This is a genomic window from Bifidobacterium polysaccharolyticum, assembly GCF_016101585.1.
In the GTDB taxonomy this organism is placed as follows: domain Bacteria; phylum Actinomycetota; class Actinomycetes; order Actinomycetales; family Bifidobacteriaceae; genus Bombiscardovia; species Bombiscardovia polysaccharolytica.
The window spans coordinates 65467-86589 of record NZ_JACFQG010000001.1 but is presented as its reverse complement, the minus strand read 5'-3'; the positions used below and the strand labels follow the sequence as shown (position 1 = coordinate 86589).

Below are 21123 nucleotides of genomic sequence, written 5' to 3'. Positions count from 1 at the left end.
TTCAAGCACGCTTTACCGTCATCCCGGTTCTTCCCGCCGGAATGACCCCTACAGCGACAGCCGATGAGGAAGGCATAACCATTGACGTCCCCAACCAGAAAGATGGGTCTGCCCAACATCAAGGCGGGCAGGAACGGCAAGCCCCAGCACAGCGGTGGGTTTCGCAACAGCCACCGTCTGCGCACGGGCATCTGTCTGGCCCTTACCTTCATTCTTTGTTTCGTAGCCTCGACAGTGGCGGCCTTCTGGACCGACATCAACGGTCACATGCACGTGCTGGAGCCCGTCACCCTTGCTCAAAGCAACAAGGCCCCGGAAGACATCTACAAAGGCAAAACCCTGAACATCCTGGTCCTGGGACAGGACACCCGGGACGGCAAGGGCAATGCCGATGTGGGCGGCAGCGGCGACGGCCTAGAGGAGAATCACCAGTCGGACACGGCCATGGTGGTCCAGATCGCCGCAGACCGTTCCTACGTGAACGTGGTCTCCATTCCCAGGGACTCCATCGTGAACGCCCCGGCCTGCACCACCAGCAAGGGGGAAACTATTCCGGCCCGCCGCCAGGTCATGTTCAACTCCATCTTTGCCGAAGGCTACAGCCAGGGCGGCGATGTGAATTCGGCCGCCAGCTGCTCTCTGGCTGCGGTCCGCTCACTGACCGGTTTGGACATTCAACAGTTCGCGGTGGCTGACTTCAACGGTTTCAAGTCCATCATCGACGCCCTGGGCGGGGTCGACGTGTGCATCCCCAAGGATACCTGGGACGGCTATACCGGCATCAACCTGAAGCGCGGTCTGCGGCATCTGGACGGAACCCAAGCCACCGAGTACGCTCGCATGCGCCATGGAACCGCTGCCGACGGGTCGGACATTATGCGAACCACCCGCCAGCAGTATCTGATCAAGAGTCTGGTCAACGAAGCCAAGGCCGTCAATATCTATTCCGACCTGCCCAAGGCCTACCGTCTGGCCACCACCTCCATGTCCACCCTGCAACTGAGCGAGGGCTTGGGCAACTTCCAGACCCTGCTGGGTCTGGGCAATTCGCTCAAGCACATAGACACCAAACATATCTACGCCCGTACCATACCTGTCGAGGAATGGTCCCAGGACAATTACCGAGTGGTATGGACGGATGAGGCCGACACTATCTGGCAACTGCTCCGAGAAGGGAAACCTTTGACCCAGGCCAATGAGGCTGCAGAGTCAACATCTTCATCAGACAAGCAGGCCAGCAATGATCAGGATGCCCAGAGTGTCCAAAACACACAGGGTGCTACTCAGACAGCGGGCAACGGCTCTGACACAGAGGACGGCACCCAATCCCCATCTGCGTCCGCCGCTACTCTACCCAAGCCCAATCCCCGCACCGGACTGATCACCATGCCTGACAAGACCCTGATAGATCCGAACACGGGCGGAATTGTCGATCCGGACGACGGAACCATCAGGGATGCAAACACCGGACAGTACATCGGTATGGCGGACCGCTACCTGTTCGCTACGGTCTGTGCGGTTCCGGCGCAGAGATAGCCGATTAAGCCGCTGGGTCGTTCAAGCATGCTATTGCTTACCTAGTCGGTCAAAGCTACGGAGGTTAAGGGTATGCGGACTGGATCAGACCAAGGCGGACAGGGACAGGAGCCTCCTAGCTTCATGCCCTCCGGTCATCACCGTCCGGCTGCCGACCTCGGAACCCCAGGTACCGAGGCTAGACACAGCCGTAGCCAGACGCCTCCCAGCTTTTCCCCCTCCTCCGGGACTGGGCATCAGCCGGGGCAGACCAGCGGGGCCCGGAAGGCCAGACGCACCAGCGGCTCATCGAAGACCACACCCCAGCCAAGGGCCACGGCTGCACCTGTTGGAAACGACTGGAGCAACAGAAGCAATCGAAGCATGCGCAATGGCACTGCCCTCGTCCGCAGACACCCCTTGCGCAGATTCATAACCATTCTGCTTTTGGTCCTGCTGCTGGCACTGGTCGTACTGGCGGGTGGAGGATGGTTCTGGATCAATGGCAAGCTCACCCGCGACAAAATGCTGACCGATGCCCCTGGTTCAGAGGCCACCACATGGCTCCTTCTGGGATCGGACCAGCGCGACGGTTCTCCGGGGGCAGGACAGGATGCCAGCATCACCGGCTTCCGCACCGACACCATCCTGGTACTGACCAAGCCCCGGCACGGAGCCGCCTCCTTGATTTCAGTCCCCCGGGATTCCCTGGTCAAGCAGGACGGGGATTACATGAAAATCAACGCCGTGGCCTACACATCGGGCTACCGGGCCCTGACCGGCCAGATTGAGGACATCACCGGCCATAAGGTCGATCACGTGGCCTTGATCCGGTTTGGAGGCCTCAGTAAGGTGGTCGACGCTCTGGGCGGTGTCAGGCTTTGCTACGATGCAGACGTCAACGACCCCAACTCAGGCATGGTCTGGTCCCGCGGCTGTCATCAGGCTGACGGCGGTATGGCCCTGGCCTTCACCCGCATGCGCTACTCGGACCCCAAGGGGGACTTCGGGCGTGCCGAACGCCAGCGTCAGGCCATCTCAGCCATCACTGCCAAGGCGCTCCAGCCCTCGGTCATGCTCAACCCGTCGACGGCCGGAAAGGTCCTTTCGGCGGGTCTGGATGCCTTGGTGGTGGATGAGCGGACCAACCCCATAGACCTTGTGCGCATGGTCCTGGCCTTCCGCAGTGCCAGCAGTAGCAAAGGCATCACCGGAAGCGTCTACTGGGCAGATCCTGACTACTATCCGGGCTGGGGTCTCGGTTCCACCGTTCTGCTGGATCAAGCCCGCAACACCGATCTGTTCAATAAGCTTGCGCAGGGCAGTCATGCCCCCGGAACCGTCGGCGGCATGTAGCACCGTCCGCCTATCCCGGCCAGATTCCACATTCGACCACATGCCAGATTTGCCCTGGCACTCCCCAGCCGGGCCCTTCATGCTGAAGACATGATAAAGGCCAATTCATCAGCAGCTGCATTTCCGATATCAGCAGCCGGGCCGAAAGTCTCTAACCAGGTTGCAGGCGATTGGCACTCTGCCAGCGTCAAAGAGCGAAAGGCCAAAAAGGGAAGGATCCAGGTCATTCTGACCCTGGTCGCCCAAACGGCTCCGGCCCTGGCCCAGGCGGGCATGATCTGGTACGCAGTCGGCCAGGGCCGCTGGATATTGCTCCTCCTCTTGCTTCCCAGCCTGACAGGTACCCTGGCCATGCTGCTTTTGAGCCTGCTGCGAGCGCATCAACAGCCACCGTCATCTCTCCCCGCCCACGCACAATTGGAATACGGCATAGCATCGAATCGTGCTTCCCTATCGACAAGCACAGAGGACCAGACACGGCAGGACTTGGCTCAGCTGGCCTCCGACCCGGGCCCTCGGCTGGAGTCCCGTCTGTTGGGATCAGGGGCTTCGGAAGCACATGGTCTGCTCTGGCAGAGCATCGTTCATGCCTGGCTTGCTGCATCGGGGAAGACAGCACCGGCAATCATCGGTGCCCGTCCTGATCACAGACCGCTGGTCATCGATCTGCCGCGTGACGGACCCCACGCCCTGGTGGCAGGTACAACGGGATCAGGCAAGTCGGTTTTTCTGCAGACCTGGTGTCTGGCCCTGGCCGCCAGTCAGCCTCCAGACCGGCTCAATCTGGTCCTGCTGGACTTCAAGGGCGGTGCCGGCTTCGGCCTGTTGGCCCGACTGCCACACACCGTGGGCTGCGTGACCAATTTGGATCTGGACCAGGCCGTACGAGCGCTGAACGGCCTTCAGCGGGAATTGGAGCGCCGTCAGCGCCTGGTTGCCAGAGCGGGGGTGGAGGACACTGCCCTGATGTCCGATCCACCAGCGCGCCTGGTGGTGGTCATTGACGAGTTCCAGGCCCTGCGCCAACTCCTGCCCGACTATCTGGACAAACTGACCGCCCTGGCATCTCAGGGCAGGTCCCTGGGTATGAACCTAGTGGCCTGCACCCAGCAAACCATGGGGCAGGTCAGCGCCCAGATGCGTGCCAACATGAACCTGGGCATATGTCTGCGCGTGCGCGACCCCCTGCAGTCCAAAGAGTTGCTGGGGTCCTCCTGCGCCACGGCGATTGACCCTGCCTGTCCAGGTCTGGGCTTCCTGGAGCAAGGTCGGGGCCCCCAGGCCTTCCGCACCTGCCCGGCAGCTGACCCACAAACTCTGGTGGAACAGATCATCAAAGCCAGTCGCTTCTGCGGCAGCCGACCGCCAGCACCGCTCTTCTCTCCTCCCCTGCCAGAGCGTGATCCGGCCTGCGGAAAGATTCTTTGGCAATCAGGGCGGCCCCTGATACCTTTGGGGCGCACCGACGACGGGGTCCTGCTGCACCTCTACCACCTGCCCCTCAAAGGTCATACGGCTGTGATTGGACCGCCAGGCCGAGGAAAGAGCACCCTTCTAGCCCTGCTGCTTCGTTCCCTGCTTACCCTGATGAAGCCGGGAGCCCGACCAGAACCCAGCTTTGATTTGCGCATCACGCGGCGAACAGGCCAGGGCTACAGCAGCCAGGACTCGACAGGTCCGGTGCCGACACCGCCTAAAGGTCATCAACACGGCAACCGAGGGCTGGTCTGGATTGTTGACGATGCCCAAGACCTGCTGGATCCACTCTGTCGGGATCCATTGTCCCCGCTCTTGCATGAGGCTTTGGGACAGGAGGGAACCACGGTGATTCTAGCTGTGGATGCGGCCAGTGCCCTGCGCAGACCTGAGCGTTTCAGCCGTCGTCTGGTGTTCCCCTGTGGCGAACGGGGGGCCGATCTGGCGGCTGGCATCCCCGCCGATCAGCTGGCCGCCCTATCTACCCGGGCCAACGCCGTTCCTGGACGGTGTCTGGTTCTGGAGGCGGGTCACGCCATTCCGCTACAGGTGTTCTCTTTAGCCGTAAAACAAATGGACTCTTGAAAAAAGTCACCCATCGTGCTTATCTTGCATAGGGTAGTGATAAAACACAGATAAAAACTTCTTGGAGGCTTAGGTAGATGAGTAATGCGTTTGATTGGCGCGCCAAGGCTGCTTGCCGTGACAAGGACCCTGAGCTGTTCTTCCCTGTCGGCAACACAGGTGCAGCCTATCAGCAGATCGAGGAGGCCAAGGCTGTCTGCCGGACCTGCAAGGTCATTGACGCCTGTCTGAAGTGCGCCCTGGACACCAATCAGGATTACGGCGTCTGGGGCGGACTGAGCGAGGACGAACGCAGGGCTCTCAAGCGTCGGGCCATGCGTGCGCGCAGGTCCCAGGCCATGCAGATGCAGTCCTGATTCCTTCCCGATTGCACCGAACAGTTGAGGGGCGATGGCTTGATGCCACCGCCCCTTTCTTTTCCTGAAAAGCACTCCTCGCTAATAGGTTTTCGGGATATCACACGTCCTGCGCCACGCGCAGCTTGATGTTGATGACCACCCGGGTGCCCCCATCCCGGCGTGGCTCCCACTTGACCGTACCGCCGAAGTCGTTGGTGACGAAGGTATTGATGATCTGCGTGCCCAGCCCGGACCCGGTGGATCGAGCCTGTCCCTGATCCGACTCGGTGCTGTAGCCGTTGCCGTCATCCTCGACCACCACATTGAGGTTGTTGCCGCCCCGGCCTACCGATATGGTGATATGCCCCTCGTCACGGCCCTCAAAACCGTGTTCGACAGCATTGTTGACCAGCTCGGTCAGCACCAGGGACAAGGGTGTTGCATCCTGGGCTGGCATCATCCCGAACTTGCCCACGTAGGAGATGGTGATGTGCTGGTCGCTGGTGGTGGCCAGGTCCACGCTCATCTTCAGCAGGTTGGCAATCACCTTATCAAAGTCCACAATCTCGTCGGCGGTCTGGCTGAGGCCCTCGTGAACTACGGCGATGGTCTGGACGCGGCGCTGGGCTTCCTCCAGCTCCTTGCGGACCTCGTCTGACTTGGTGCGCCTGGCCTGCAGCCGCAGCAGGGCTGACACGGCCTGAAGGTTGTTCTTGACACGGTGATGGATCTCGGAGATGGTGGCATCCTTGGTCTGCAGCTCCTTCTCCCGGCGGCGCAGCTCGGTCACGTCCCGGCAGAGAACGATGGCGCCGGTCCTGCCCTGCTTGCCGTACAAGGGCAGGGAGCGCATGGAGACAGCCGACCCGTTGGCATCTAGTTCCGAGTCCACAGCCGCCTTGCCCGATAAGACCAACGGCAAAGAGTCGGGCACGGGATCGTTCTCCTTGAGCAGGGAGGTGCCGATCTCGCTCAGGTACTGGCCAATCATGGTCTCTACTGAGCCCAGTCGGCGGAAGCAGCTGATGGCGTTGGGCGAGGCATAACGCACTACGCCGCTTGCCGTCAACACAAAGAAACCGTCGGCCACCCTGGCGTTGTGCCGCTGGTTGAGCACCGAATCTGCGTAGGGGAACTCGCCGCGGGTGATCATCTCGAAGAGTTCCTTGCCCGCGTTGATGCTCTCGCTTTCGTAACGGCCGTTGGACTCGCGCGTGGCCATGTTGGTCTCGCGGACCACCAAGCCCAGGGTTTTGCCCTGGTGACGAATAGGGGCATAGACATCGCAGACCGTGGCGCGGCCGATGGTTCGCAGCTTATTGGATCGCAGCACTCCCTTGGACTGCATGGCCGCCTCCAGCTCCTCGCTGCGATCAGTCGGGAAATGCTCTCCGACCACATCTTCGGTGCGCAAAGACATGACCGTAGAGGGCCTGCACTGCTCGGCTACAGTGAACTCGCCCTCGCCGGTACGCAGCAGGAGCAGCAGGTCGGCAAAGCTTAGATCGGCGATGACCTGCCAGTCGGCCACTAGGTGGTGCAGCCACTCGCGGTCCTCCTCATTGCAGTCGTCGCAGGATGCCAGAATCTCGGAAAAATCAGCCATGCCCTCCATCATACAAAGGGCCCGCGGAAGCGGATAGGTGGGTCATGCCCAGGGCGATGATGACATGCGCGTCCAATACACAGGTCTGGGGTAGGGTGGTTCACGGATGTTTCGCCCCGGCTACCGGACCCGACAGGCCCGGACCAGTCAAGGGGCCAAGGGAGGGCCATGGCAACCAGGACCAGCGAGGACGGCAGACCGCCTGAGGACCAGGAGGTCGATCCCGATCTCGAACGCCGTCGCCAACAGCGCCGACAGGAGCTGACCTACCTGCGCAGGGACGCAGAGGTGGCCCATGAGGCCCATCTGCAGGCCAAGGCCGATGCGGTGCGCGCCAAAGCCAAGGCCAAGGCTGCACGGATCATGGCCAAGGCCGAGATCAAAGCCTCACGAATCGAGGGCATCCCCGACATGGAGATCGAACGCAAGGTCCGCCTGGATGTGCACGGCCGCCCCAAGCCCCTGCTGCGTGGCTGGATTCACGCCGTGGCCGCCCCGCTGGCCCTGGCCGCCGGCATCGTGCTGATCTGTTTGGCCCACGGCACTGGCCTTAAGCTGGCATGTGCGGTCTTCATGGTCGCCTCACTGGCCCTCTTCGGTAACTCGGCTCTCTACCATCTGGGCGACTGGACCCCGGGGACCACGGACGTTCTGCGCCGCTTGGACCACGTCAACATCTTCCTGCTCATCGCCGGCACCTACACGCCGATTTCCTTTGCACTGGACCCCTTCTGGCGGCGGGTCATCATCCTGGGCATGTGGGGGGCCAGCCTGGTGGCCATGATCGTCCACGTCTTCTGGATCGATGCTCCCCGCTGGCTCTACACCCTTGTCTACGTGGTCTTCGGAGTCTCGGGAGTGGGCTTCCTGAAACTCTTCTGGGACTCCCCCATGGCCGGTCCGCCGGTGGTTTGGCTGATCGTGGCCGGCGGCCTGGCCTACATCCTGGGGGCGATTGTCTACGGTCTGCGTCGGCCGGACCCTTGGCCCCGGGTATTCGGCTTCCATGAGATATTCCACTGCGGCACGGTCATCGGCTATGCCTGCCACATCGTGGCCATCTATCTGGTGGTCTGCAACCTGCGCTGAGCAGCTCTCCAGCCGAACCGCACTTTTAACAAAGACCATCGGCCTGCCTTACGAACCAAGTGGTCATTCATAGAGCAGTCACCCACAGACGAAGCCGCCCCCCGTCGACCATGGCGGAGAGCGGCTTCATTCAGGCCGAGCTGGGACGGTGAGGGGTCGTCCCGCTACTTGAGAGGCTGGGCATCCTTGACGGTGACCGAGATGTCCTTGCCATTGGGAGCCTTGTAGGTCACGGTCTGGCCCTTCTTGGCGCCCATGAGGGCCGCGCCGATAGGCGACTCGGGGCTGATGACATCATAGTCGGTGGCCACGGTCAAATCTCTGGAACCCAGCACATAGACCATTTCATTGCCGGCCATGGTCAAGGTCACCAGGGATCCGTTGCCCACCGTGCCAGCCTTAGGAGCCTTGAGGATCTTGGCGTTGCGAAGCTTGACGATCAGCTCGTTTATCCGCCCCTCGTTCTTACCCTGCTCCTCGCGCGCAGCCTGGTAGCCGCCGTTCTCGCTCAGATCACCCTCGGCTCGAGCCGCCGCGATACGTTCGGTAATCTCGTCGCGGTACTCGCCCTGACGGTGGTCAAGCTCCTCCTTCAGCTTGTCGTAAGCGGCCTGTGTCAGCAGAATCGTCTTTTCCTCAGCCATGTGATTCCTCCTTGTTTAATGCACTTGTCTCGTGGCCCGACCTGAACTGCAAAGTCAAGGGTATGAAAAAGGCGCCGGCCCTCACCGGCGCCTGGAGACCCTTGTCTACCGTGTCGATATGATGTCGATCACGAAAACCAGGGTATCGTCGCCGCCGATGCCCGCCTGAGGCATCCCCTGACGACCATATCCGTACTCCGGCGGAATGGAGACCACCAACCTGGACCCCACGTTGTGGCCGGGCACCGTCTGGTCCCAGCCGCGAATGACCTGCCCCACGCCAATGCCGAAGCTGGCTGGCTGATGACGCTGGAAGCTGGAGTCGAAGACCTGATCGGACCCCCAAACGACACCGTGATAGTTGACGGTGACGGTATCGCCCTTGCGGACGACTGGCCCGTCCCCCTCGACCAGCTCCACGGCGCGCAGCCCGCTGGGCGCCGAACCATGGAAGGTTATGGTCGGCGTGGCGCCGAATTCGGCGTTCACCTCGGGCATGGATTGGTCACTCATGACAACTCCTTTGGTTTTCTTGCGTACCAGAGTATCGGTTCGTCGGCCGGGTGACAAGTTGCGACACTGCCGTCCAAGCCGATGAGGCCTTGGTGCCCCGGGTGGGAATCGAACCCACAAGCCGGTGAAGGCGGCGGATTTTAAGTCCGATGCGTATACCATTTCGCCACCGGGGCCATGACCCATAACGCCTTAGTATATCATTCGCGCAGGAGGGTCCGACCGTAGTCCAGGACCAGGCCGTCCAGGAGACCATGCTCGCTGGCCACATAGGTTCCCGAAGCCAACGCACTCGGGCTGGCCTGGCCCAGACGCTCCAACAGGCGACTCCAGATCAGGGCGCCGCCGCCAATCACATCCACACGCCCAGGATGGATGGCCTTGAGCTCCCTACGCTCCTGCCGGCTCATGTTCAGCACCCGGTCGTCAACCCGGCAGGCCGCATCAACCGAAATGGACTGACCATCGACGGCATGGCGGTTGTAGACCTCGCATCCCAGGGCCAAGGCGCTCATGGTGGTGACCGTGCCGGAGACTCCGATCACACTGCCTACTCCGGCTACAGGGACCTGGTCGAAGGCCCGGTCGATCCAGCTGTCAACATCCTCAAGCGCCTGGTCAATCTGCTCCTGGCTGGGAGGATCGTTCAGCAGATGGCGCTCAGTCATCCGCACGGAGCCGATGTTCATGGAGTAGGAGGCCCTGACATGGTCAACAAGCAAATCGCTCCCATCCCCGCCCAGGACCAGCTCGGTGGAGCCACCACCCAGGTCGACCACCAGGTATGGCGCAGGGGGCATGTCGGTGCCGCCTCGCTGCTCCAGCACGCTGACCGCTCCCAGAAAGCTCAGCGAGGCCTCCTGGGAGCCACTGATGACCTCGGGCGTGACCCCTAGGATGGAGTGCACCCCCGCCTCGAATTTTTCTCGGTTGTCGGCATCCCTGGTGGCTGAGGTGGCCACAAAGCGCAGGCCATCTACCGGGTGCTCATGCAGCTGCTGGGCGAAGAGCCGACAGGCCTCAAAGGCGCGCTCCAGAGCTTGGTCGGAGAAGCAGTGATTGCGGTCCACGCCCTCCCCCAACCGGATAACGCGCATCAGCCTGGGAGCCACCGGATGGAGCCCCTGCCGGTCCACCTCGGCAATCAGCAGACGTATGGAGTTAGTGCCGCAATCCACACCCGCCACCGTTACCTGATCCATAAAACCCCCTTCATCGGTTCTCTTCCCGGTATGACTCAGTCCAAGGCCGAACGCACCTGCAGACCTGGGGATCGAATACTTGACGCACCAAACCAAGAGCACGGTCGCCCAAAGGATTAACCCCAGGGCCCATAACCAGAGACTGAGCGGTCAGAGCATGCAGGCACTTGACCCGCTTGGGCATGCCCCCCGCCGAGATTCCGGCGATGTGCCCTTCGTCGTCGCCCAGCTGATGGGCCAAGGCAGACCGGAAGGCCAGGTAGAGCTCATGGGCCCTGCGATAAGCACTGGCCAGATCCGGATCGGAACCAAGTTCGGCATTCCAGTCGGTCATGATACCGTTAGCTTCCAACCGGGAGACGGCCTTGACGGCCTCGGGGCTGGTCAGATAGCACGTGGTCGGAAAAGGCGTGCCGTCCTCCAGCTGCGGCCGGGTGACCACGGCCAGGGGGTTGCCGCAGACACAGCGAGCGCCCACGGCCACCATACCCCGCGGATAGCGACCCAGCTGGTGGTTCACGACGTCTATCTGTTCCGGCGTGGCCGGAGTCGCCAGAAGCTCCTGGACCCGATCCCTGACCGCCGCCAGTTCCCGGTCGCCAATCAGGACAAAGGCTTCGACCTTATTCTGCCCAATCTCGGACTCGACCCTGGCCTTGTCTACGACTTGAGATCCCACTGCTGCCTGGGGCCTTCCCTGGGCCTTGTTCACGCTGTCCTCATCTTTCTGATTGTGCATTGCTGCAAAGTTCATAGCCTGTTGAAGCGGCGAAATCCAAGCCTTCGAAGTTCACTGCGCTCCCCCGCCCCCAGATGGAGTGGAGCCATCAGAGCCACCCGGACTACTTGAACCAGACGGACTGGCAGAGCCGTTCGGACTGGCTCCGTCGCCAGGATGCTGACCTGTGCTCCCCTTGCTTCTATCGGCAGTAGGATCCTGGTCCGCCTTGGCGAAGGAGTAAGCCATCTCCTGATACCAGGGCAGGGAGTTCTTCCTGGGGGCCCGGACCCCCTTGCTTCCAGCCTGGTCTTTGTCCTTGCTGCCCGTGACCGCCTCCGGGTGCAGGACCCGGATAGCCTCCTCGTCGGGGAAAATGAATCCCAGCCGATCCCGGGCCTGGGCGGTTACATAGGCCTTGTCATCCCAGCGCCGGATCTGGTTCTCCAGGTCACGCTTGTGTTCGACAAGCTGGGCCTGCTGGTTGCGCAGGCCGTTGAGTTCGGAAAGATTAATGGCGTAGGCGTGGAAGGTGGAGACCAGTTGAATTAGCCCCAGAGCCACGATGATGACCGCCACAAAGAAGGTGATGGGTCCCGACGACTGCCTGTTTGTCCGCCGGTTGGCGCCGTCACGTTTGTTCTTGGCCATACCCATAAAAATACCCGCGGCAGCCGACGCGGACCGCCACGGGTGAAAGACTTCACGGTTGGTTCGAAACCTGCAAAGGGTCCGGCCCGACCGACAAAGCCTTACTTGGTGTACTTCTTGCAGGCCTTGAAGGCGCTGTAGCCGGCATACTCGGCGGTGGAGCCCAGCTCTTCCTCGATCTCCAGCAGCCGGTTGTACTTGGCGATGCGCTCGCCACGGGCCGGAGCACCGGTCTTGATCTGGCGGGTGTTCTTGGCCACGGCCAGGTCGGCGATGGTAGTATCGGAGGTCTCGCCGGAACGGTGGGAAACCATGGATGTGAACCCGTTGGCAGTAGCCAGCTCGATGGCATCCAAAGTCTCGGTCACGGTGCCTATCTGGTTAAGCTTGACCAGCAGGGAGTTGGCGGCCTTCAGGTCGATGCCCTTCTGCAGCCTCTTGGGGTTGGTCACCAGCAGGTCGTCGCCCACAAACTGCAGACGGTCACCCATTGCGGCGGTAATCTTCTGCCAGGCGCCCCAGTCCTCCTCAGCGAAGGGATCCTCGATGGAGACCAGCGGATACTTCTCGACCAGGCCCTGGTAGTAGTCCAGCATGTAGTCCGCGTCGCGATCCTCGCCGTCGAAGTGGTACTTGTCGGTGTCCTTGTTGTAGAACTCCGAGGATGCCACGTCCAGGCAGAGGCCGATCTGCTTGCCAGGCTCGTAGCCGGCAGCCTGAATGGCGTCGACGATGTACTTCAAGGAGTCCTCGTTGGACTTCATCTTGGGGGCAAAGCCGCCCTCATCGCCCAGGCCGGTCTCATGGCCGTCCTTCTTGAGGATGCCCTTAAGGGTGTGGTAGACCTCGACGCCGGCGCGCAGGGCCTCCCGGTAGGAGTCGAAGCCGTAGGGGGAGATCATGTACTCCTGGATGTCGGTGGCGAAGTCGGCGTGGGCACCGCCGTTCATGATGTTCATGTTGGGCACGGGCAGGATGTGGCCGTTGGTGCCACCCAGGTAACGGTAGAGAGGCAGTTCGGCGGACTCAGCAGCCGCATAAAGCGCAGCCAGGGAGACGCCCAGAATGGCATTGGCGCCCAGCTTGCCCTTGTTGGGGGTGCCGTCCAGATCAATCATGGTCTCGTCCAGGGCGCGCTGATCGGTAGCGTCCATGCCGATGACGTTAGGAGCGATGGTCTCATTGACCGCCTTGACGGCGTCCAGCACACCCTTGCCCTGATAGCGCTTCTTGTCGCCATCCCTACGTTCCCAGGCCTCGGCCTCGCCGGTGGAAGCACCGGAGGGAACCAGACCACGCCCCTCGGCGCCGTCCTCAGTCTGCAGAACGACCTCGACGGTCGGGTTGCCACGGGAATCAAGAATTTCGCGCGCGAACACGCTTTCAATTGCTGCCACAACTGCTCCTTCAATAAGTTGTTGTGATGTCCCTTACAGGATACTAGTTTTGTTGGACGGACGAGGGACCCGCTGGCGTGCCATCGTCGGAGGACTTGGGCAGCCCCCAAGCCAGGTCGTCCAGCAAGGTGTCCACCCAGGCGGTCATGGCCGCTGAATCCATGGGTCCCGAACCCAGGGAGCCCGCGAAGGGCGCTGGGATCAGCAGGGTCTGCGTCACAGGACGGTACTGGCTGCCCTTGTAGATGCGTGCGATCCTTGCCTGGAGGGAGTCGGGCATGGCCACGGGTCTGATCCGCACTCTGGAGCCCTGGGAGGCGATCTCCGCAATGCCCAGGGAACGAGCCTTGGCCCGCAGCCTGGCTACTGCGAAGAGGGTGTCGAACTGGGCCGGCGGACGCCCATATCGGTCGGTCAGCTCCTCATGCAGGTCGCGCAGATCCTGCTCGTTGCGGGCCGAGGCCAGCTTGCGGTAGGCCTCCAGACGCAGCTTGTCCGAATCAATGTAGTCCACAGGGATGGAAGCTTCCAAGGGCAGATCGATGCTGACGGTGACCGGCTCGGTCCGCCCAGGCTCCTTGTACTCTTCCACCGCTTCGGAGACCATGCGCACGTAAAGGTCGAAGCCGACCCCCTCGATATGGCCGGACTGCTCGTCGCCCAACAGGTTGCCGGTGCCGCGCAGCTCCAGATCCTTCATGGCCACGTCGTAGCCGGACCCTAGAGCTGTGTTCTGGGCGATGGTGGCCAGCCTGTCGTGGGCGGTCTGGGTCATGGGCTTGCTGGGGTCGTAGAGGAAGTAGGCGTAAGCGCGCTCCCGGCCGCGTCCCACCCGGCCGCGCAGCTGGTGGAGCTGGGAGAGACCGAAGCGGTCGGCCCGGTCCACGATCAGCGTGTTGGCGTTGGGTATATCAAGGCCAGTCTCAACGATGGTGGTGCAGACCAGCACATCGATATCCCGGTGCCAAAAGTCCCGGATGACCCCGTCCAGCTGCTTCTCCCCCATCTTGCCGTGGGCCACGCCCACCTTGGCCTCGGGAACCAGCGTCTGCACCTTGGCCGAGACCTTGCCGATGTCCTCCACCCGGTTATGGATGTAGAAGATCTGGCCCCCGCGTAGGAGCTCACGGCGAATGGCCGCAGTCACCTGGGCATCCTCGTAGGCGCCCACATAGGTCAGTACCGGCAGACGATCCTCGGGGGGCGTGGCCAGGGTCGACATCTCGCGGATGCCGGTCACCGCCATCTCCAGGGTGCGCGGAATGGGAGTAGCCGACAGGGACAGGACATCCACGTTGGTCCGCATGGCCTTGAGGGTCTCCTTGGCCTCCACGCCGAAGCGCTGCTCCTCGTCCACGATCATCAGACCCAGATCCTTGAATCGGATACGCGGGTTGAGCAACTTGTGGGTGCCGATGACCACGTCCACGGCCCCGCTGGCCAGGCCCTCCATGGTGGCCTGGTTCTCCTTGGCGGTCTGGAAGCGGCTCATGGCGGCCACATCCACCGGGAAGCCTTCGAACCGCTCGGTAAAGGTTTGATAGTGCTGCTGAACCAGCAGGGTCGTGGGCACCAGGACGACCACCTGCTTGCCGTCCTGAACGGCCTTGAAGGCGGCACGGATGGCTATCTCGGTCTTGCCGAAGCCCACATCCCCGCAGATCAGGCGGTCCATGGGCACCGGCTTCTCCATATCGGCCTTGACATCGTCGATGGCGGTCAGCTGGTCGGGGGTCTCCTGGTAGGGGAAGGCATCCTCCAGCTCCTTCTGCCAGGGGGTGTCGGGACTGAAGGCGAAGCCCTTGGTGCGCTGCCGGGCCGAGTAGAGTTTGACCAGTCCCTGGGCGATCTTGTGAACGTGCTTGCGGGCCTTGGCCTTGGTGGCCGACCAGTCGGATCCGCCCAGCTTGTTGAGCCTGGGAATTTCGGCACCGATATAGCGGCTGACCTGGTCCAGCTGGTCGGCCGGCACGAAGAGCTTGTCTGGCGGGGCATTGCGCTTGGAGGGGGCGTACTCCAGGACCAGATACTCCCGGCTGCCCTTGCTGGGGCCCACGCCCACGCTGCGCTGGCGCATGCCTAGGAAGCGGCCGATGCCGTGCTGGTCGTGGACCACATAGTCACCGGGCTTGAGCTCGTCCAGGTCGATGGCCTTGCGCCGTCGGTTGGAGGTCTTGCTGCCAGCGGCCACGCTGGTACGCCCGGTCAGGTCCCTCTCGGTCAGCAGGGCCAGATGGGCGGACTGGTCCACGAAGCCGTCCACAGCCAGGGAGCGGTGGTACTCCAACCCAGTGATCCCCGTGGTCTGCACGGCCCGACGCAGACGGCTCAGCGTCCCCTGGGCCGGAGCAGTCACAACAACCCGGTCGCCGCGCTCCAGCAGGGATGCAATGCCCGAAGCGGCCCGATCCTCGTCGCCGCGGTACTGGTCCGGAGCCAGGGCATCCAGACGCTCGGCCCCCTCCCGGTCCGGATCCACCGATAGGTCGGTCAGCTTCCAGACCTCACCCTTGCGGTACTCCAAGGATGAGATGACCTCGTCGTAGTCCAGGAAGCTGGCCCTGTCAAAGCTGATGGGTGCGCCCGAGCCCTGTCCTGAGGCTGCCACATGCCAGCTTGCGGCCAGGAACTCGTTGGCGGTCTTGACCAGGTCCTGGGCGGAGCGGGCCAACAGCTGCGGCTCAGACAGCAGAATCAGGGCACCCTCAGGCAACATGGACCCCACCGGCACTAGCTCGTCGACCAGGGCAGGCAGAAGGGATTCCATGCCCTCCACCGGAATGGCTTGGGCGATGGACTCCAGCATGTCGTCGGCGTTGGGGATGCTCCCGATCAGGGAACGGGCGCGGGCGCGGACCTGGTCGGTCAGCTGCAGCTCGCGGCAGGGCGGCGCCCAGATCCGGTCCAGGTCGGGGCCGTAGGTGCGCTGATCGGAGGCGTGGAAGCTGCGGATGGTGTCCACCTCGTCGCCGAAGAACTCAATGCGCACCGGGTGGGCCATGGTGGGGACGAAGACATCCAGGATTCCGCCTCTGACGGCGAACTGTCCGCGCTCCATGACCAGGTCCACCCGGGTGTAGGCGTTGCGGACCAAGGCTTCGACTGCCTGGTCCAAAGGCAGGTCCTGGCCGCGTAGGAAGACCAGGGGCTCCACATCCTGCAGACCTTTAACAACCGGCTGCAGCAGGGAGCGCACGGGCATGACCAGGATGCGGATGGGTCCGAAGTCAGGGTCGTCCTGAATCGGATGGGCCAGCCGCCTGAAGACGGCCATCCGGGATGCCACGGTGTCTGCCCGGGGCGAAAGCCGCTCGTGAGGCAGGGTCTCCCATGAGCGCAGCAGGGCTACATCGCCAGGGTCGCCCTCATACCAGGAACGGATGGCGCCGGCCATCTCCTCGGCATCACGCTCGGAGGGGACCACCAGGACCACCGGGGCACGTCCGGCTGCCGCAGCGGCCAGGGCTGGCCTGATCCCCTGGGGAGCCTGCACCATAAGAGAGGTGTCGGTGTCGGTAGCAGGCTCGGAATCTCCTTGGACCAACCTTTTGAAGGCGGCATCCGCCTGCAGGTCGTCCAAAAGAGGACGCAGGGATCCATTCAGCGATTCCTGAGGTTCCACCTTCTTGCCGGTCCCCTGCCCTGACTGGATATGCTCATCGACCATTGAACTGCTCCTGAGCCTGGCTGAGGCCCTTGGTAATCACGATTTCTGCGGCATCCGCGCCGTCGGCCAGGAACTCGGGCAGACGCTTGCGCTGATCGCCGACAAAGGTGCCCAGAACCCAGTCCACGGTGCGCCGGTGGGCGTCAGGACCTCTCCGGGCATGCCCCACGCCCATGCGGACCCGGGCATAGGCGTTGCTGCCCAAAGAACGGTCGATGGAACGGATGCCGTTATGCCCGCCCGAGGACCCGCCGGCCTTGACCTTGATCCGGCCGAACTCTAGGTCCATGTCGTCATGGATGACCACGACCCGCCCAACCGGTATGTGGTAGTAAGAGCAGATGGAGGCCAGGGCATCGCCGGAGTCGTTCATGAAAGTCAGCGGCTTGGCCAGGAAGAAGGGTATGCGGCGTCCGTCAAGATCCAGGGTGCCACGGCCCAGCTGGGCCAGACCTTTGTGGTCGCGCAGGTTAACCGACCAGCGTTCGGCCAGCAGATCGGCGCACATGAAGCCCATGTTGTGCCTGGTGCCCTTATACTCGTCACCCGGGTTGCCCAGTCCGGCTATCAGCCAGAAATCGGATGCCATGTAGGTGATACCTCCTGCTCTCAGACGGGACGGTGAGATTCTACACAGGCTCCCCGACCCCATTTCGCTCAAGGGACAGGCTCCAGTAGGAAACATCATGCAGGACGAACCGGTCCCAAGCTGCCTGGGGCAGAAGGCCGAAGCGGCTGAAACCGAACCGGTGCAAAAGGGCCTTGGAGGCCGAATTGTCATCGAATATGATGGCCACGGCCAGACGCATGCCCTGCCGCTGGGCACGCTCCAGCAGGGAATGGACCATCAGGACACCCAGGCCACGGCCACGGCTGCCACGGTCCACGTAGTAGCTCAGCTCGCAGGTCTCCTGGTAGCCGGGCCGATCGTAGTATGCCGACAGGGAGCCGAAGGCCAGCACCCGGCCCTCCTGCTCCAGGACCAGGACCGGATGGCCCTGGTCGGGATTGTGGTCCAGCCACCATTGCAGGCGCTGGTCCAGACTGACCGGGGCCGTATCCGCCGTGGAACCGCCATCCATGACCGCCTGGTTGTAAATATCGGTGACCGCCTCCAGGTCCCCGCGACGGCAGAGCCGGATGCGCGGGGTGGCGCTCACTTGTTGCCGCCCTCCTGGTCGGAGGCCTCCTTGAGGGCTTCGCGCAGACGGTTCTGAGCCTCGCCGTAGGCGCTGAAGTCGCCCTTCTTCAGGGCGGCATCGCCGTCGCTCATGGCCTGGTTGGCCTTGTCCAAGGCCTGTTTCAAGGCCTGTCCTCCTGTGGTAGATGCCCCGCCGGACCCGGCGGTCTTACCTGGGGCCTTATCGGATTGCTCGCTCTGGTCAGCATTGGAATTGGTGCGTCCAGTGTTGTCGGCATCGCCTGCCGATGCGCCCGAGTTGCCCTGGAAGGTCTTGTCAAGAGCCGCATCCAAGGTCGCTGAGGAAGAAACCTTGTCTCCGAAGGCCACCAAAACCCGCTTGAGCAGGGGGAAGCTGGTGGCACCGCTGGACTGGACGTATACCGGCTGGATGTAGATCAGTCCGCCGCCAATTGGCAGAGTCAGCAGGTTGCCACGTTTGACCTTGGTGGATCCGGACTGGAGCAGGTTGAGCTCGGTCGAGACCGCAGCATCCGAGTTGAAGTTGTTTTGGGCCTGCCCCGGGCCGGGAACATTGGAATTCTTGGGCAGCTCCATCAGCCGGATGGTCCCGTAGTCCGGCCCTATCACCCCCTTGGTCGACCCGGCGTCGGAATCCACAGACAGGAACCCGGTCAGAATCTCCCTGGTGGAGGTGCCGGCGGGGATGAAGGTGGAAGTCAGCGAGAAGGCGGGCTTGTCAGTCCCCGGGGTCTGCAAGGTCAGATAGTAGGGAGGCTGCTTGATACCCGCCTTCTGCTCCTTGCTGGTTCCGGTCGGATCCACGGGGGTCTGCCAGAAGTCCTCGCCGGAGAAGAACTGGCTGGCCGAGTTGACGTGGTACTGGGACAGGAGCTGGCGCTGCACCTTGAACAGGCTCTCCGGGTAACGCATGTGGCTCATCAGGTCACCGGAGATTGACGAAAGCGGCTTGAACTGGCCGGGGAAGACCTTCTGCCATGCCTTGAGCACCGGATCCTTGGCATCCCAGGCATACAGATCCACCGAGCCGTCGTAGGCATCGACCGTAGCCTTGACGGAGTTGCGGATGTAGTTAGCCTTCTGAGAGCCCAAGCCCTTGACGGCCTCAGAGCTCAGGGTGGTCGTGTCCTGGGTGATGGGCCCCAGGTCTACCTTCTGTGAGTAGGGGTAGGCGTCAGAGGTGGTGTAGCCGTCGACGATCCACTTGACCCGGCCATCCACCACAGCCGGGTAGACGCGCCCGTCCAGGGTCAGATAGGGGGCGATCTGGGCCACGCGCTCCTTGGGCGAGCGGTTGTAGAGAATCTGCGAGTCGGGGGTGACGCGGTCCGAGAAGAGTATCTGATCGGATCCAAAACGGATGGCGTAAAGTACTCGGGCCAGGAAGTTGCCCACCGAGGGGCCGCCGTTGCCCTTGAAGGTGTTGGTGGCTCCCTTAGAACCGGTAGGATAGTCGAACTCCCAGCCTGACGAGCCCTGGGGCGCGCCGACGATGGAGTACTCGGGCGCGTTGGGCGAGAAGTAGATTCGCGGCTCGTAGTGCTGGCTGTCGGTCAGCTTGCCCTTGGTTGGGATGTCCTGCTCGAAGAATTCGGGCTGCCCGTCCGGGGTGACCTTGTTACCGTAGGCGGCCACGATGCCGTAGCCGTGGGTGAAGACCGTGTGGTCGTTGACCCAGTTGCGGTTGTCGTTGCCCTCCAAGTCCAGCTCGCGAGCGCCGATGACCGTATCCTGGCTGACTCCGTCGATGTCGTACTTGTCAACGGCCAGAGTGTCCTCGAAGGTGTAGTACTGCTTGGACTGCTGCAGCTGGCGGAAGGTGGGAGAAACCACCTGGGGATCCAACAAACGAATCTGTGCGGTAGTCTCTGCATCCCGGGAGAGAGCGCCTGACTGGACCTCGGTAGTGGCGTCATAGGCCTCGGTCTTGAGTCTATCCAGCCCATAGGCCTTGGTGGTGGCGGCGATGTTGCGCTGAATGTAGGCGGATTCCATCTCCTGGGCGTTTGGATTGACCCGGAAGCGCTGGACCAGGGCCGGCCAGAAGACGGTCAGCAACAGGGACAGAACGATGGTGACGGCTACAGCCAGAGCGGGAATCCTCCACTGCTTGACGGCCGAACCCAGGGATCCTGCATGGACACGGCCGGGTTCCAGGGTGGGCGACCTCAGAATCCAGACGGCCAAAATTATGCCCAGCAGAGCTATGACCACGGCCATAATCAGGGTCACTGGGATGGCCGCTTTAACCGAGGTGTAAGAGGCGCCGGTGATCCGATCGCCCTCCTCGGTCAGCCTGCCGAAGACACCCAGGGCCGTATCGCCGGCCCAGACCAGCATGAACAGGATCAACCAGACGGCCACCTGTCTGCGGGCGGAACGGGTCATCTCCAGAATGCCCCGGCCGTGCACGGGCATGGTCAAGCGAATGCCACCCATGAGGAAGTTGGTGACCAGGCTGAAGACCGTGGCCGCCAGCAGCATCATCAGCAGGGAGGAGACCAACAGCTGCAGGCCAGGCAGGATGAAGACATAGAAGCCGTTGTCCAGGCCGAACTGGGGATCGCGCACCCCGAAGGACTGGGCGTTGAAGAGCAGGAGCACCTGCTTCCAGTCGGCGTTGAACTGGAAGCCGAAGAATACGCCAACAACCAGGGAGACCACCACGGCCACCTTCAGCGCCGTGCGTGAGGAGACTCCCTTGCCTACCTCAATCAGATCGCCCTTGACCCTGATGGTAGACCCGTCAGGCGAATCGGGACGGCTGCGGATGGCCAGGATGGCCGAAAGCAGGGTCACCGCGGCCAGCAGCAGTGCATAAGCCAGCCATAGGCCCACCTTGATGCCCAGCTGGGTCCAGACTATCTGCGCCGCCCCCAGTTGGGAGAACCACATGACATCGGTGATGAAGCGGCTGAGCGCGAACAGTAGCAGGAAGACGACCAGCACGACTGCCACAACCACTGCCAGGATCCGCGAACCCCGGGAAGGCCCGTCATTGCCCTTCGTGCGGGAAGTCAGCCGGGGGTCACCTGGTCCGGGGAAGCGGAAGCGAGGCGCGCCGCCGCCCCCCTGGCCGGGACCCTCCCCATCGGTTTGCACATGCAGGATGACCGGGTCGTCTTCATTGCGACGCCGGCCTGGTCCGCCTGGACCGCCCTCAGGGTCGAACATGGCACCGAAGAAATCAAAGAATGACATGTA

16 protein-coding genes and 1 tRNA gene are annotated in these 21123 nt (G+C 62.5%); 5 read left to right on the top strand and 12 right to left on the bottom strand.

Annotation, left to right across the window (positions count from 1 at the left end):
* Positions 1 to 81: 81 nt before the first annotated feature.
* The 4 genes from H3T90_RS00315 (at position 82) to H3T90_RS00300 (ending at position 5288) form a co-directional block, all read left to right on the top strand.
* A complete protein-coding gene (locus H3T90_RS00315) occupies positions 82 to 1536 on the top strand; it encodes an LCP family protein (protein WP_198229204.1) in 1455 nt (484 codons plus the stop codon).
* Between the two features lie 363 nt (positions 1537 to 1899).
* Entirely contained in the window at positions 1900 to 2871 is a 972-nt protein-coding gene (locus H3T90_RS00310; protein WP_232346966.1) for an LCP family protein, read from the top strand.
* A 90-nt stretch (positions 2872 to 2961) separates the two neighbouring features.
* Positions 2962 to 4932 carry an FtsK/SpoIIIE domain-containing protein gene (locus tag H3T90_RS00305; RefSeq protein WP_198229202.1) on the top strand — a complete coding sequence of 657 codons (1971 nt, stop codon included), beginning with the start codon at positions 2962 to 2964 and terminating at the stop codon, positions 4930 to 4932.
* A gap of 77 nt (positions 4933 to 5009) precedes the next feature.
* Positions 5010 to 5288 carry a WhiB family transcriptional regulator gene (locus H3T90_RS00300; protein WP_015021978.1) on the top strand — a complete coding sequence of 93 codons (279 nt, stop codon included), beginning with the start codon at positions 5010 to 5012 and terminating at the stop codon, positions 5286 to 5288.
* Between the two features lie 100 nt (positions 5289 to 5388).
* Here H3T90_RS00300 and H3T90_RS00295 read toward each other — a convergent pair whose 3' ends face one another.
* Positions 5389 to 6876, bottom strand: coding sequence for a sensor histidine kinase (locus H3T90_RS00295; protein WP_046323025.1), 1488 nt, complete (start codon positions 6874 to 6876; stop codon positions 5389 to 5391).
* A 168-nt stretch (positions 6877 to 7044) separates the two neighbouring features.
* Here H3T90_RS00295 and trhA point away from each other — a divergent pair, with 168 nt between their 5' ends.
* Entirely contained in the window at positions 7045 to 7965 is a 921-nt protein-coding gene (gene trhA, locus H3T90_RS00290; protein WP_198229200.1) for a PAQR family membrane homeostasis protein TrhA, read from the top strand.
* 164 nt (positions 7966 to 8129) lie between these two features.
* Here trhA and H3T90_RS00285 read toward each other — a convergent pair whose 3' ends face one another.
* The 11 genes from H3T90_RS00285 to H3T90_RS00235 all read right to left on the bottom strand — a co-directional run bounded on the left by H3T90_RS00285 (position 8130) and on the right by H3T90_RS00235 (position 21120).
* The gene (locus H3T90_RS00285; RefSeq protein WP_024627331.1) at positions 8130 to 8609 is read right to left on the bottom strand and encodes a GreA/GreB family elongation factor; all 480 of its coding nucleotides are present in this window, start codon (positions 8607 to 8609) and stop codon (positions 8130 to 8132) included.
* A gap of 105 nt (positions 8610 to 8714) precedes the next feature.
* Positions 8715 to 9122, bottom strand: coding sequence for an FKBP-type peptidyl-prolyl cis-trans isomerase (locus tag H3T90_RS00280; RefSeq protein WP_046323026.1), 408 nt, complete (start codon positions 9120 to 9122; stop codon positions 8715 to 8717).
* A gap of 90 nt (positions 9123 to 9212) precedes the next feature.
* A tRNA-Leu gene (locus H3T90_RS00275) sits at positions 9213 to 9298 on the bottom strand.
* A gap of 24 nt (positions 9299 to 9322) precedes the next feature.
* A complete protein-coding gene (locus H3T90_RS00270) occupies positions 9323 to 10324 on the bottom strand; it encodes a Ppx/GppA phosphatase family protein (RefSeq protein ID WP_198229198.1) in 1002 nt (333 codons plus the stop codon).
* A gap of 10 nt (positions 10325 to 10334) precedes the next feature.
* Positions 10335 to 11063 carry a DUF501 domain-containing protein gene (locus H3T90_RS00265; RefSeq protein ID WP_198229196.1) on the bottom strand — a complete coding sequence of 243 codons (729 nt, stop codon included), beginning with the start codon at positions 11061 to 11063 and terminating at the stop codon, positions 10335 to 10337.
* Positions 11064 to 11114: 51 nt separating this feature from the next.
* Complete coding sequence (locus tag H3T90_RS00260) at positions 11115 to 11693, bottom strand: FtsB family cell division protein (RefSeq protein ID WP_408610675.1); 579 nt, start codon at positions 11691 to 11693, stop codon at positions 11115 to 11117.
* Between the two features lie 101 nt (positions 11694 to 11794).
* Positions 11795 to 13090: a phosphopyruvate hydratase gene (eno, locus tag H3T90_RS00255; protein ID WP_015021986.1), complete on the bottom strand. Its 1296-nt coding sequence runs from the start codon at positions 13088 to 13090 to the stop codon at positions 11795 to 11797.
* A gap of 43 nt (positions 13091 to 13133) precedes the next feature.
* A complete protein-coding gene (gene mfd, locus H3T90_RS00250; protein WP_198229191.1) occupies positions 13134 to 16757 on the bottom strand; it encodes a transcription-repair coupling factor in 3624 nt (1207 codons plus the stop codon).
* Complete coding sequence (pth, locus tag H3T90_RS00245; RefSeq protein ID WP_110425356.1) at positions 16747 to 17346, bottom strand: aminoacyl-tRNA hydrolase; 600 nt, start codon at positions 17344 to 17346, stop codon at positions 16747 to 16749. The genes mfd and pth overlap by 11 nt, the downstream gene beginning before the upstream one ends.
* 40 nt (positions 17347 to 17386) lie before the next feature.
* On the bottom strand, positions 17387 to 17917 hold the full coding sequence (locus H3T90_RS00240; RefSeq protein ID WP_332468218.1) for a GNAT family N-acetyltransferase: 531 nt from the start codon (positions 17915 to 17917) through the stop codon (positions 17387 to 17389).
* The gene (locus H3T90_RS00235) at positions 17914 to 21120 is read right to left on the bottom strand and encodes a UPF0182 family membrane protein (protein ID WP_198229189.1); all 3207 of its coding nucleotides are present in this window, start codon (positions 21118 to 21120) and stop codon (positions 17914 to 17916) included. Before H3T90_RS00235 ends, H3T90_RS00240 begins: the two co-directional genes overlap by 4 nt.
* Positions 21121 to 21123 lie beyond the last annotated feature (3 nt).